The organism is Mucilaginibacter sp. (assembly GCF_028288225.1).
GTDB lineage: Bacteria > Bacteroidota > Bacteroidia > Sphingobacteriales > Sphingobacteriaceae > Mucilaginibacter.
The window spans coordinates 1-14,043 of the sequence record NZ_JAQBOC010000027.1; the positions used below are offsets into that span (position 1 = coordinate 1).

The following is a 14,043-nucleotide window of genomic DNA, read 5'->3' on the forward strand; positions in this document are numbered from 1 at the left end:
AAAAAGTTTCGGCTCCGTTAACTGCTGGAAAAAAAGAAAGGCAAAAGGGTTATTATTTGAAAACCAGCGGCTTATGGCTGCCGATCGCTTAAGCCTGGCCCGGAGGGGAACAAACGGGGGAACCAGGATGATCAGATTTTGTTTTTGCAAGCTGTCCCGCTGACGGTTTTTATCCCGGAAGGTAAAACCTTTTTGCTGTACAAAGCCGGCTAAACGCCGGGGCTGTATCCCCGGTTAAAAATACTGGGTAAGCTTCCGCAATGGTTTAATGAATACGGTTAAAACCGGCAGCAGGATCCGGTTTGCGCGCATTGCCTTAAAGTCATTTTTTAATCCATTCAGGCGATGGCTGAATGTTATATTGCTTTTCCTGCCGGTTGTGCACGGCCCTTATACTCCCTGAAGATTTGAAATGTAGCCAAGAGCGTAAATAATAAAAATCTTATTCCTGAGAGTAGGTTTTTATTGATTTTGAAGCCCCCCAAGTAAAAAAACTTTTAGTAATTCTACCGTATTGCTATATATACTAAAAGACAATAAGTTATAATGAATTAAGATGTTGCCAATCTTCTCAAACCTTCCAAAAAGGGGTTCAAAAATGTTCCCCTACGGCCTGGGAAAGGCTGCTCTATTTTCGTAAAGCGGCTTTTTTGTTGGCAAGCAGCTTTCTATATTTTAGGCCGAAGTGATGCAAACACCAGCCAGGAAATCTAAGTGACAATTAAATAAAGCTATATATATAAACAGAATATTACTTCATTTTTTGCTATTATTTCACTGATTGTTAATCGAAATTCAGGTTAACAGGTACTTTCCGAGGATTTACTTAAACCGTACGGCCATTTAACGCCTTTGAGCGATCGTAAGAACAGGTATATAAATGCCGGATAAACCTGTTGAAATAAACGATTAAGCGAAGTTGATAAATGCCAGTTCAAATCATACGGTGTAATTAAATAGATTATAAAATAGACGCCAAGCAATATTGATATAATTATAAAAGGAAGGGACAGAAAGATTTTGCGGTTGAATGCAAAAACCACAAAAACCATAATCATGGCGCACATGTAACTGCTGATTAACGTATTAAGCGCAAATTTCAGAATCATTACATATCTGCCTGAATCTGATAACGCTGCTGAAAGCGAGAATAGTTGTTTGTTACCGGCTGAGATCAGGTCATTGGCCGGGGCAAAAAGCACTTTAAAGGATACCACAACCAACAGGGGAAGGAGCATTCCAATGAGATACTTTTTTAAAGCCTGCCTGTTTTTAGCATTTATTAACAAAAATCCAATGGTGAATAACACGCAAAACGCCATGCCCTCATTTTTAACCCAGGCGCATGACGCGCAAATGAAACCTAAAACATAGATCCTGTTTGTAGAAAATGCTTTTATACCATGATATTGAATGAAGGTCGACAAAATAAGTAACGACAATAAGGTATCGGCACATTGCGAAAGCGCTATTGACTTGTAATTGTTATCAATTACAAATATTACCATGGCTAAGCCTGCATAAAGTTTATGGCCTTCATTTAGTAATGAAAAATAAAGCAGTAACGGAATGATTAATAAGAATCCGTAGGATACCGTCACTGGAACAAACGGGGACATACTATTTATCCCCTTCCAGAAAAAAGCGATTGTTGCCGGAAGCATCAGCGGATAATCCCGGTGAGAGTAAGCTATATTATCTGAAAACAAATTGTGCCACAATTCAGGGTGATAAAGAATCCTGGCATGCAGGTTCCAAATTGCCCATGCATCCCAGCCCCCGTATTTACTTTCGTATAAAACAAAATAAATGGTTAAAAAGAAAACGGCACTCAATGCCCAAAAACTATCTAGACCGGCCGGTTCAGCAGGTTTCCTTTTAAGTTCTTCAGCCAAAAATTTCCCGGTAAAATAAATATGCCCAAGGTTTATAGTTAAAAGAAATAGTTGCAGCCGAATAAAACTTTGATGTGAAATCAGCATTAAATAATAAAAAATACCGACAGCTGTAAATAAAACCACAGCTGATGTTAATAGTAATACGGCTTTGCTATCGTCCGCTGCCATCTCTTTCAATAACCAATAAATGCCTGCGTATAAAAGAAGAACATTTATAATAGTAAGGATCACCGTCATATTAGTTAAGCTTGGTTATTAACGATACGATCTTTCCATTTTGCTGGTTCTGGATAATAGTGCGGTAATGATCAAATGTTTTTATTTTTTCATTCGGAAATTGTATCAATAATAAAGTGTCAGGTGTTATTTTATTCTGAATATTTAGCGGAGCCATGATGTATTGCATTTCTATAAATAATACCGAATTACTTATATTGGTATAAAAGCCAATTGCTGAATTAGGCTTAATATAGATTTGCAATGGTGTTAATTGTTTATCCAAGATATCAATATCAAACTCAATTTTATTGAGCTGGTAGATTTTAAAGATAATCATTAATGGAATTGTAATCTTTAAGATAACCTTAGTGTATTTCAGCATCGTATGGCTTCTAAATAAATACTATAATATTAAATACGTGATTGATAAAAGTTGGTTTTCTGATCCCGCGTCCATTTTTTATGATTTTTTTCAAACATCATCCTTCAGTTTATCAGGATCATTCTCTAATTTAAATAAAAAGCACTAAAAGTATTGGTTGACCTTACGGATCGGTTTAACGATCAAAGCGATAACAGGGCGCTTAATGTGATTATCCCGCATTGCCTTGAGATCAAAGAGCAGTCCTTTGATGCGGTTACTGTACGTTTTATTGCTTTTCCCTCCAAGTTTCATTTTAACGAGTACTTTTTTGATATAAAACACGGCTAATTTATTGACATAAAGAAATCTTACCATTAACTCGTAATCTGCGGCCGTTCCGTAATCGAGGCTGTAAAGCCCGAATTTCTCAAACAAATCACGTTTGCAGTAAAAAGTGGGGTGCGGCGGCATCCAGCCAAAATTGAAGTTTCTCCGTTTAAATTCGCCGGACCGCCATTTGCGCACGGCCCTACCCTTCTTATTGATATAGTCCAGGTCGCCGTATAATATGTCCGCGTTGTTTTTTTCAAATGCTGCAGCAACAGTGCTCAAAACGTTTTCATCCGCAAAAAAGTCATCGGCATTCAGCATCCCGACGATATGCCCTGTGGCAAGCCTGATCCCTTTGTTCATGGCGTCGTAAATCCCTTTGTCGGGTTCTGAAACGAAGTGACTTAAGTAATGCCTGTATTTTTCGATGAGCTGAACGGTGCCATCGGTCGATCCGCCGTCAATGATAATATGCTCAACATTTTTGAAATTTTGCCGTATAACAGAATCTATACAGCTGGTGATAGTGTTTTCTGCATTGTGGACGACGGTAATTAAAGAAATTTTTAAATCACGCACCAGTGAAAAAATAAGTACCTATACTGGCAAATTTATATAAATTTGGAGTGGTTACCTAATTAACATTAAGCATACGGATGTACATGCGTCAAAAAATTTTTACATATTTCATTTTGGGGTTGTTTTTTATTTGCACCTCCTGCTCAAACAGGCAATACCAGGTGCTCTTTCAGCAAAAGAATTCGATCACGGACAGTGCTTATAAAAGCGCTGACATCATTAATGAATACCGGATAAAACCACAGGATGTTATACAGGTAAGAAATTTACAGGACACCAAATACCTGGTGAACACGACACCCAGTACTGCTGTTAACACCAATATTTTAGCGAACGGAACCGTTGCCGGGGTTGACCAAAGCTACCAGGTTGAAGATGACGGAACCGTCATATTGCCAGCCATCGGCCGCATAAAAGTTGCTGGCTACACCCGTAACGAAGCCCAAAAGCTGGTGGAAGACACTTACCGTAAAAACGTGCTGGTGAACCCTATCATTGAGCTGAAAATTGTAAGCCTTAAAGTAACGATGCTTGGAGAGATAAAGGGGCAGGGAAACTATCCTTTGACTAAAGATCATATGACGTTAATTGAGATGATAGGGGCTGCTGGCGGCATTACAGAAAAAGCAAATGAAACCAATATAAAGATCATCAGGGGCACTGAAAAAAATCCAAAGGTAATTTTAGTTGACCTGGGGAATATCCAATCCATCAACGATCCGCGTACCATATTGCAAAACGGGGACATCGTTTATATTGCACAAAATAAGAGAGCGGTACGCACGGATAACCTCCAAAGCTTTACAAGTACCATCTTTCAGCCTGCCTTACTCCTGTTTAACACTGCGTTAATTATCTTCACGCTTATTCATCGTTAAATGGAAGAAACGGATAAGATTAAGCCCAAACTGCCCAGCCAGGAGATCGATTATCTGAAGATCGCCAAGATACTTTTAAGCAGGTGGTACTGGGTTGTTGGCTCCCTTGCAATCTGCCTGATCATGGCTAACCTGTATTTATGGTATACCCCTAAAACGTATGCAACTGGGGCTACGCTGAAGTTTGAGGAAAAAAAATCGGAAATATCCGACCTGATCAGTGTACCGGGTGTTAATGACAGGTCGACGGTATCGAAAATCCAGAGTGAAACCATCGTGCTGCAAAGCACCGCGCTGCTGCTGAACGCCATTAAACATTTGGACTACCGGATAAGCTTTTATATAGTGGGCCGCGTGCTTAACCGTACCAATGAGCTGTATCCCCAGAAACCCATTGACGTCGAACTGGTTAAATTTGACAGTTTAAATTTTTTCCATGACCTTATTACTTACAGGCCTGTTAACAGCAGCTCTTTTAGCATCAGCTATAAAGCTTCAGGAAAAGAAATTAAAAATACTTATTACTACAATATCCCTTTTACCATCGGGCCAACCGCTTTCAGCATTAAATACCCGGGCAACATACCAAAAAGCGCATTGTATTTGTTTAAGCTAAACGCTGCTGAAGATTTTATTGGCAGGGTCAGGGGGGGATTGCGCACCAGTGAAACCGCCAGGAACTCCAATATCATCGCACTGCAGGAGGTTGACTCCAACCCCCAGTTTGCTGCCGATGCATTGAACGCCGTGATGAAGGAGTACCTGAACTATGATCGTAACCAACGGACTAAATCCGCTTCGCAGATGATCAGGTTTATCGATAACCAATTAGAGTTTCTTTCAAATGAAGTTAAAGGATCGGAAAACTCGATAAAGCAATATCAAAATAAAAAGAAGATCATGGATGTATCCTCAGCATCCAGCCGGGCGTTGAGTAAGGTGACCGAACTTGAAACACAAAGTTCCTTACTAAAGATAGATCAGCTGGCTATTGACCAGCTTAAGCAGGAAATCATCAAGGCTGAGGATAACCAGCTTCCTAACTTCAGCATGGGAGGCGTTGAACACCAGCAATTAAGCGACGCCATCATTAGCCTGAATGTACTGATCAGCGAAAGAAAAACCGCGCTGAAAACTTATACCAGTAATTCTCAAACGATCCGGGACCTGGATCAGCAGCTATTGCAGATAAAAAATAATATTTTAAACAGCATTAACGCGACACACCAGTTAATTGCAAATAAACTAAATTACCTGCAAAACCAGCTTGGGCCTGTTAACCAGCAAATAGCAGAACTGCCATCGGCTGAGCGTGACATGGTTGCCTTAAAACGTGATTTCGATATTAACGATAAGGTTTATTCATTTCTTTCAGAAAAAAAGCTGGACGCACAAATTAGCAGCGCGGGGATTTTGCCCGGTGCCACCATTATTGATCTGGCACAGCCTAACTACAACCCTGTTTCGCCTGATGAACATGGCGTTCAGCGTTCGGCAGAAATTTTTGGCCTGGCCATAGGGTTCGGATTAATTGTCCTGATCAGGATATTGAACCCATACATTTACGATAAGGAAACGATTGAAAGCCTTACCACCATACCTATTATTGGGGTAATCAGAAAATTCCCCGAAGAAATTGATGAATACAGCACGCAGATATTAGCCATCAGCAAGCCTAAATCCATCTTTGCGGAGTCGGTTCGTTCCGTCCGTACCAATTTAAGTTTCCTGGCTTCTGAGAAAAAAAGCAAAGTGATCTGCATCACCTCTGAAGTTGCCGGTGAAGGAAAATCGTTTGTGGCGGTGAACCTGTCGAGCACGTTATCACTGATTGATAAAAAGGTGATATTGATCGCGGCTGATTTAAGGCGGTCGAAACTGCATAAAACGTTCCACGTACCGAATGACCTGGGTCTTAGTAATTATTTGGCCAATCAATGTGAGGTGGCTGATATTATCTCTCATTCCGGCCAGCAAAATCTTGATTTTATCATCTCGGGCCCGGTACCGCCTAATCCTTCGGAGCTGTTGCATTCAAAAAGAATGGCTGCATTAATTGAGGATCTCAAAACCAGGTATGATGTGATCATGATTGATACCGCACCCATAGGTTTGGTATCTGATGCCATACCCCTTATAAGGGCAAGCGATATTAACCTTTTTGTGATCCGGTCCGGGAAATCCAAATTTTACGCGGCTACCGTGCCGCAGAGAATTGCGCAGGAGTATCACCTGGAAAATACGGTAATCGTGCTTAACGCATTTGCCCAGGATCTGCTGCACTCCAGGTATTATACGACCAAATTTACAGGTGAAAATTATGGGACGAAGTATTACTATTACTCGGATTATACCGGTTATGAAAGCTCTGGTTATTATGTAGATAAAAATGAAAATAAATGGTGGGATATAAGGCGCTGGTACAAAAAGCGCTGATGGTATTGACATATGGCTTTAAGAATAAATAAAGATACTTGCAAATGGTACCCGGTTTATACGCATCCGCGTGCGGAAAAAAAAGCTTGCCTGGCATTAACAAACAAAGGGATTGAAACCTATTTACCTTTACACCGCCAGCTTAAACAATGGAGTGACCGAAAAAAATGGACCGAAGAGCCATTTATTAAATCGTACTTATTTGTCCGTATCAAAGAACAGGAGCAAACGGAAGTATTAATGACAAAAGGGATTGCTCGCTTTTTATATTTTTCGGGTAAAATAACACCAATGCCTGACCGGCAGATAGAGGAACTTAAATTACTGATGGCCAGCCCCTATGAATTAGAGATTACCGCTGAAGATTTACAACCGGGAGAAAGGATTATGATTAAAGCGGGGCCGCTTAAGGGGCTTACCGGTGAGATCATATCCTATCGTTCCCAAAAGCAGCTGGCCTTACGCCTTGAAAATCTCGGGTATTCCATCATTGTTTATGTTGCAGCAGCATTAATTGACAGGTTTTAGATTTATATAGGATAATACCGGCATTTAAATGGACATTTTGTTTATTTTAAGGCCGTTATATAACAGTTAAAATAACAATATAACAAATTGACAGATAATAAGTTACGCGGAATTGGCTGTAACTTACGGGGCGAAGCTATGAACAGATATAACCGATGTGCAGGATAGCAGGAATAATTTCAAATGTATTACCGGCAAATGAAATCACGGAGAGGGTCAGCATCATGTGCAATTCATTAAAACATGGCGGCCCTGATGATAAAGGCCTGTTTTTAGATGAAAAGGCAAATCTTGCATTTGGGCATCGCCGCCTTGCTATCATTGATTTAAGTGAAAAAGGCCGCCAGCCTATGGCCGATGCACAGCAAAAAGCCTGGATCACATTTAACGGTGAAATTTATAATTATCCTGAATTAAAAGACCAGTTGATAAAAGCCGGCGCCAAATTTTATTCTGGTACTGATACGGAAGTTATTTTAGCTGCTTACCTGCATTGGGGAACAGCTGCTTTTTCAAAACTCAGGGGTATGTTTGCTTTTGCATTGTATGACATCGCAAAATCCATCACTTATCTGGTCAGGGATACTGCGGGGATAAAGCCGCTTTATTACCATATCAATAATGGCGGGCTATCTTTTGCATCAGAAATTAAAGCATTTAAAGCGGCACGCATAGCAACTGAACCGGATCAGACATGGCAGGTTAGGTTTTTGGCTTTGGGGCATATTCCTGAACCGTATACCACGCTGAAAAACGTATACAGTCTTGCAAAAGGACATTTTTTAGCATGGCATCATCACAACGGTACCCACCCTATTACCGCTTATAACATTGAGCCGCAGGGTATTGATGATATAAAAGATATTCATACGGCGAAAGAACATATTCATGATAGCTTAAAAAAGGCTATAAAGCGGCAGCTCGTGGCCGACGCCCCGATCGGCGTGTTTTTAAGCGGGGGAATAGATTCAAGCCTGTTATCATTATTGGCTAATGAACAAAACCAGCACCTTAAAACGATCTCCCTTTATTTTAATGAAAAGAAATACGATGAGCGTGCCTATCAGCATATGATACTAAACAATTTAAATGGAGAAAAATTTACACATTTAGTTCAGCAGCGTGATTTTGAAACTTTTTTTCCTCGTATAATCGGCAGCATGGATATGCCGACCACCGATGGCATTAATACCTGGTTTATCAGCAGGTATGCGCATGAGGATGGATTAAAGGCCGTTTTATCGGGCGTAGGTGCTGATGAGCTATTTGGCGGTTATCCATCTTTTAACCGGATTAAATACCTGCATTACCTGCGAAAAATACCCGCATCTGTATTAGGCGCGGCCAATTATTTTAAGGCGGACAAATACAGGAAGATCTCTTTTTTAGCGCACGATCACCCTTTAGCTGATTACCTTTTGCTGCGCGGCTTATTTGTACCCGATGATATTGCAGGGATACTGGATGCAGATATCAAGCAGGTCAATGAAATTTTGTTTGGTGAAAACACGATACCCGGCCTGGGGCCATATAACAGGGAACACGCAGCCTGGTTTGAAACAAATTTATACATGCAAAATCAGCTGCTAAGGGATACTGATGTATTGAGCATGAGCCATGGGTTAGAAGTAAGGGTGCCGTTTTTAGATGAGGATTTTCAGCAATTAGTGCAAAGTATATCGCCCGAAATCAGGTTCAATAAAAATCAGCCTAAAAAATTATTAATGGATAGTTTCGGCCACCTGTTACCCGATGCCGTTTGGAACCGGCCTAAAATGGGCTTCACTTTCCCTTTACAGGAATGGATGAGCAAGCATACAGAAATAAGTAATCCTAACCTGTATAGGGGTAAATTGGCACAAAATGCAGTCAGGAAATTTAAGGAAGGCCGTTTACACTGGTCGAAAATTTTTGCACTTTACCAGATCCGATTGAATGCCTAAAAGGGTAATTTTATTTACCTTGCAAACCTTTAGCACCACCGGTGGCATTCAAAAAATGACCCGTACACTGGCGCATTCTTTACATCTGCTGGCTGAAAGTAATCATTGGGATTTTAAATTATGGTCAGCATATGATTCAACTAACGACCTGATGCCCCAATACCTGCCTGCCAAAGAATTCAGTGGCTTTGGTACAGACCGTATTGCGTTTGTGTTTAAAACTTTAATTACTGCTAAAAAGCCCGATATTGTTATTATCAGCCATATTAACCTGGCTATTATAGGGTTGTTGATAAAAACATTAAACCCTAAATGTAAGGTATGGCTTATTGCTCACGGGATCGAGGTTTGGCGGCCATTGTCATTTATAAAGCTTGCATTTTTAAAACGTTGCGATAAGGTGCTTTGTGTAAGCAACTTCACCCGGCAGCAAATGATCAGCAGGCACAACGCCGATGCCGGAGTATGCCAGGTATTAAATAATGTGGTTGATCCTTTTATTAAATTACCGGTAACATTTTCAAAACCCGGCCAATTGCTAAAAAGATACGGTTTAACTGCTAATACCCCGGTAATATTTACTTTAACCCGCCTGGCATCTACCGAACAGTACAAAGGGCATGACCAGGTGATAAAAGTTATCGGCTGCCTGAAATTAAAATTCCCCGGGATAAAATATATCCTTTCAGGGCAATATGATCCTAAAGAAGAAATAAGGATCCGGAAACTGATAACTGCTGCTAAAGTTGATGAGCAGGTTATACTGACCGGTTTTATTGCGGAGGATGAAATCGCCGATCATTTTTTGCTGGCCGACCTGTTTGTTTTGCCAAGTAAAAAGGAAGGGTTCGGCATTGTCTTTATTGAAGCATTAGCCTGCGGCCTGCCTGTTGTATGCGGTAATGCTGATGGCAGTATTGATGCGATTTGCAATGGAGAACTGGGAAAGGCCGTTAATGCTGATGACCTGGTTGAATTGGAGAACGCGATAAGTGATTGCCTGGCAAACCCATTAACACAGGAGAGAAGACAATATCTTCAACAGGAATGCCTGGCGCACTTTAATGAAAATGATTATATGAATAAATTGGAAAAAATGCTTAATTCATGAGCGAAGCAAACCAGGAAGATTGGGACATTGAATTAATACCGGCAAATAACATGCTGGATTTAAAGCTGAAGGATATCTGGCACTACCGCGATTTGCTTTTTTTGTTAGTAAGGCGTGATTTTGTATCATTTTATAAGCAAACCATATTAGGGCCGCTGTGGTTTTTTATTCAGCCTTTGTTTACCGCCATTATTTATACCTTTGTATTTGGTAACCTCGCAAATATTTCAGTTGATGAGTTGCCTAAACCACTTTTTTATTTAGCAGGTATTACCGCCTGGAATTATTTTGCCGACTGCCTTACCAAAACATCGGCAGTGTTTACAACAAATGCTGGTTTGTTCGGCAAGGTTTATTTCCCCCGGCTTATAGTCCCGTTAAGCATCGTGGTGTCAAATTTACTTCGCTTTGGTGTACAAATGCTGCTGTTTGTTTTAATGATGATTATTTATTGGATAAAAGGTTCTTCTTTTCATCCGAATGCGTATTTATTATTGTTCCCATTCTTGCTAATGCTTATGGCTATGCTGGGACTAGGGCTTGGAATGATAATTTCGGCCATGACCACAAAATATCGAGATCTCGCTTTTTTGATCGCTTTCGGCATACAACTGATGATGTATTTGACAACTGTTATATATCCCCTATCAACAGTAAAACAAAAATACCCGCAATATCAATGGCTGGTAGAATATAACCCGATGACATCTATTATTGAAGCATTCAGATATGGATTTTTAGGAAAGGGCACCTTTACCATCTTGTCATTAGGGATAACAACTGTTATAACAATTTTCATAATACTTATCGGCATCATCATTTTTAACAAGGTTGAGCGGAATTTTATTGATACTGTGTAGACTGTTCCGCGGAACTGTGAAACTTTTTTCTGAACGATATAACCTGGAATAGATGAAACACTTTGCACACATGAAACAACCTGCATTTATATTAATTAATGGCAGCAGTAATTAAGGTAGAAAATTTATCAAAAGCTTATCAGCTTGGTGATATTGGCACCGGCACCATCAGCCGCGATCTTGAACGCTTTTGGGCAAAAATGCGGGGGAAAGAAGACCCATTTTTAAAAATTGGTGAAGTTAATGACCGCGCCGTTAAGGGTGTGAGCGATATAGTTTGGAGCCTAAAAGACATAAACTTTGAAATTGAACAGGGTGATGCGGTAGGCATTATCGGGCGTAACGGCGCCGGCAAAAGTACGTTACTGAAAATTTTAAGCAGGGTTACGGCCCCCACAACAGGCTCAGCCAAATTAAAAGGGCGCGTTGCCAGTTTGTTAGAAGTTGGCACAGGTTTTCATCCCGAGTTAAGCGGAAGGGAAAATATTTATTTAAATGGCGCCATACTTGGCATGCGCAAAGCAGAAATAAAGAAAAAGTTTGACGAGATTGTTGATTTTTCGGGAGTTGACCGTTACATTGATACACCGTTAAAAAGGTACTCATCAGGGATGTATGTAAGGCTGGCTTTTGCTGTTGCCGCCCACCTCGAAAGCGAAATAATGATAGTTGACGAGGTATTGGCTGTAGGAGATGCGGAGTTTCAGAAAAAGTGCCTGGGAAAAATGGGCGATGTATCAAATAAAGAAGGCCGCACGGTTTTATTCGTGAGCCATAATACGGTTGCACTTTCAAACGTTTGCCATTCAGGGATTTTGCTGCAAAATGGAGAGATGGCGCTTTCGTCAGACATTAATACCACCATTAATTATTATTTACGCTCCGGCAAAAGCCTGACTAACCACAACTATAGCTGGCAAAATGACGACGGCTTGATTGCTGGCGTTTTTGAATTTAAAAGCATCCGCTTAAAAAAATTAGAAGAGGACCAGGTAGGCCCCGAGGTGATTACGCTCGATAACTCCATGCAGGTTGATATCGATTTCCTGATTTTAGGTGGTGGTCACGAAATTACAATCGGTATAGAGGTTTTTACGTCCGATCGGGTCTGTGTTTTTAAGCTGGCTTCAGACAGCGTTAAACAAATAGGTAATTATGCGGCGAGCTTACTAATACCGCGGCATCTATTAAATGATGATACATATGTTATTGACGTTTATGCTATAAAAAGCCGCAGTACAATTTTGGCTGGATATAAAGGCATACTGCAGTTTGATATTAGCGAAGTTAAAAGGGACGAAAACTGGTACAGCAAATGGATTGGTGTTGTGAGGCCTCAAATACCAATTAATATAAAACAATCATGAACATTGTTCCGCAGGGCTATTGGGATGCAGGCTATCACGGCCACGTAGTTAAAAGCGCTCCTGATGACGATGCTATTTCACAACTCATAAAAAAATATATTCCGCCTGCTTTGACCGGTCAGCAAGCCTTTGAGATCGGCTGTTTCCCGGCCAGGTTTTTATGTATCTTAGGCGATTTGGGTTATGTTTTGAACGGTGTTGATGCCACGCCCAATGTTATTCAGCTTAAGGAATCACTCGAAAAGTTAGGTTATCAGGTGGGAGGCTTCGAGAATAACAAGTTCCAGGAAATAAAAAATGCGAAGTATGACGTGGTCGCTTCATTTGGGTTTATCGAGCATTTTTTGAACTGGGAGGACGTTACCAAAGCGCACATAGAATTCTTAAAACCAGGCGGCTATCTGCTAATTACAACACCAAACTTTAAAGGAATATTTCAATACCTTTATCATTGGTTCCTGGATAATAAAAATTTAAAAAGGCACATTGTGAAAAGCATGTCACCAAAAAAATGGAAACTTTTACTGCAGCAATCGGGCATGAAAGTTATTGCTGACGGCTATACAGGTTATGAATTTTGGGATGAAACGCCTCAAAAAAATAAAATTCAACGGGCAATTAAAAAAGGTATTATTAAATTGGCCGACTATGTGCACCGACGCAAACCTACCCATCAATCCATTGCATCGTACTGTTATATAGTGGCAAAAAATAAATGATAGGCATACTATACATTTGTACGGGTAAATACGCTATTTTTTGGAAGAAATTTTTCCTTTCCGCCGAGAAATTTCTCTTTCCTGGTCATGAAAAAAAATATTTTGTGTTTACAGATGCCCAACAACTTTATGCCGAAAAAAGCCACAAAATTCAAAAGATATACCAGGAAACCTTAGGCTGGCCTTACGACACGTTGTTTAGGTTCAAAATGTTTTTGGGCGTGGAAGAATATTTAAAAAAATGCGATTATCTTCTTTTTTTTAATGCGAACATAGTTTTTGTTGACACAATAGGACCTACTATTCTCCCATCTGAAACAAACGATGGTTTGCTCGCGGTGAAGCATCCCGGTTTTTGGGATAAGCCAAGCTCAGGGTACTTATACGACCGGAATTCCGGCTCAACCGCATATATACCCGAGGGGGACGGTGAACACTATTTTATGGGCGGCTTTAACGGCGGACAAACAGCCGCCTACCTGCTATTGATTAAAACGTTGAACAATAACATCCATACCGACCTCGATAAAGATGTTATTGCGCTGTGGCATGATGAATCGCACCTGAACAGGTATTTGCTGGATAAAAATCCGAAAATATTATCTCCCGCTTATGGCTTTGTGGAAGGATATGATATTCCGTTTAAACCCAAGTTGATAGTTTTGTTAAAAGAAAAATATGGCGGGCATGATTATCTTAGGAATATTTCAGATAAAAAATTAAAACACTCAAAAATTTCATTTAAAAAAATTAAAAGCGTAGCTAAAAAACTGTCCTGTAAGTTGGGCTTTTTAAAATATCGCCAATAGTA

At 40.2% G+C, this 14,043-nt stretch carries 13 protein-coding genes; 10 read left to right on the forward strand and 3 right to left on the reverse strand.

From position 1 onward, the window contains the following. The first annotated feature begins 268 nt into the window (after window positions 1–268). Window positions 269–403, forward strand: coding sequence for a hypothetical protein (locus JWQ54_RS07860; protein WP_299582676.1), 135 nt, complete (start codon window positions 269–271; stop codon window positions 401–403). Window positions 404–800: 397 nt separating this feature from the next. Here the strand turns inward: JWQ54_RS07860 and JWQ54_RS07865 are convergent, their stop codons facing one another. The 3 genes from JWQ54_RS07865 to JWQ54_RS07875 form a co-directional block, all read right to left on the reverse strand. Then, window positions 801–2,135 carry a hypothetical protein gene (locus JWQ54_RS07865; protein ID WP_299582679.1) on the reverse strand — a complete coding sequence of 445 codons (1,335 nt, stop codon included), beginning with the start codon at window positions 2,133–2,135 and terminating at the stop codon, window positions 801–803. A gap of 1 nt (window position 2,136) precedes the next feature. Beyond that, window positions 2,137–2,454, reverse strand: coding sequence for a hypothetical protein (locus JWQ54_RS07870; RefSeq protein ID WP_299582682.1), 318 nt, complete (start codon window positions 2,452–2,454; stop codon window positions 2,137–2,139). Between the two features lie 189 nt (window positions 2,455–2,643). Continuing rightward, the gene (locus JWQ54_RS07875; protein ID WP_299582685.1) at window positions 2,644–3,390 is read right to left on the reverse strand and encodes a glycosyltransferase family 2 protein; all 747 of its coding nucleotides are present in this window, start codon (window positions 3,388–3,390) and stop codon (window positions 2,644–2,646) included. A gap of 83 nt (window positions 3,391–3,473) precedes the next feature. Between JWQ54_RS07875 and JWQ54_RS07880 the strand changes: the two genes are divergently transcribed. The 9 genes from JWQ54_RS07880 to JWQ54_RS07920 all read left to right on the forward strand — a co-directional run bounded on the left by JWQ54_RS07880 (window position 3,474) and on the right by JWQ54_RS07920 (window position 14,041). Continuing rightward, a complete protein-coding gene (locus JWQ54_RS07880; protein ID WP_299582688.1) occupies window positions 3,474–4,268 on the forward strand; it encodes a polysaccharide biosynthesis/export family protein in 795 nt (264 codons plus the stop codon). Continuing rightward, complete coding sequence (locus tag JWQ54_RS07885; RefSeq protein WP_299582691.1) at window positions 4,269–6,704, forward strand: tyrosine-protein kinase family protein; 2,436 nt, start codon at window positions 4,269–4,271, stop codon at window positions 6,702–6,704. A 12-nt stretch (window positions 6,705–6,716) separates the two neighbouring features. After that, window positions 6,717–7,232 (forward strand): UpxY family transcription antiterminator, encoded by a 516-nt coding sequence (locus tag JWQ54_RS07890; RefSeq protein ID WP_299582694.1) that lies wholly within the window; start codon window positions 6,717–6,719, stop codon window positions 7,230–7,232. Between the two features lie 155 nt (window positions 7,233–7,387). Further along, window positions 7,388–9,175: an asparagine synthase (glutamine-hydrolyzing) gene (asnB, locus tag JWQ54_RS07895; protein WP_299582697.1), complete on the forward strand. Its 1,788-nt coding sequence runs from the start codon at window positions 7,388–7,390 to the stop codon at window positions 9,173–9,175. After that, window positions 9,168–10,286 carry a glycosyltransferase family 4 protein gene (locus JWQ54_RS07900; protein ID WP_299582700.1) on the forward strand — a complete coding sequence of 373 codons (1,119 nt, stop codon included), beginning with the start codon at window positions 9,168–9,170 and terminating at the stop codon, window positions 10,284–10,286. Before asnB ends, JWQ54_RS07900 begins: the two co-directional genes overlap by 8 nt. After that, window positions 10,283–11,146 carry an ABC transporter permease gene (locus tag JWQ54_RS07905; protein WP_299582703.1) on the forward strand — a complete coding sequence of 288 codons (864 nt, stop codon included), beginning with the start codon at window positions 10,283–10,285 and terminating at the stop codon, window positions 11,144–11,146. The genes JWQ54_RS07900 and JWQ54_RS07905 overlap by 4 nt, the downstream gene beginning before the upstream one ends. A 98-nt stretch (window positions 11,147–11,244) precedes the next feature. Continuing rightward, window positions 11,245–12,513 (forward strand): ABC transporter ATP-binding protein, encoded by a 1,269-nt coding sequence (locus tag JWQ54_RS07910; RefSeq protein WP_299582706.1) that lies wholly within the window; start codon window positions 11,245–11,247, stop codon window positions 12,511–12,513. After that, window positions 12,510–13,232 (forward strand): class I SAM-dependent methyltransferase, encoded by a 723-nt coding sequence (locus JWQ54_RS07915; protein ID WP_299582708.1) that lies wholly within the window; start codon window positions 12,510–12,512, stop codon window positions 13,230–13,232. Before JWQ54_RS07910 ends, JWQ54_RS07915 begins: the two co-directional genes overlap by 4 nt. Further along, complete coding sequence (locus JWQ54_RS07920; protein WP_299582711.1) at window positions 13,229–14,041, forward strand: family 6 glucosyltransferase; 813 nt, start codon at window positions 13,229–13,231, stop codon at window positions 14,039–14,041. Before JWQ54_RS07915 ends, JWQ54_RS07920 begins: the two co-directional genes overlap by 4 nt. The last annotated feature ends 2 nt before the right edge of the window (window positions 14,042–14,043 follow it).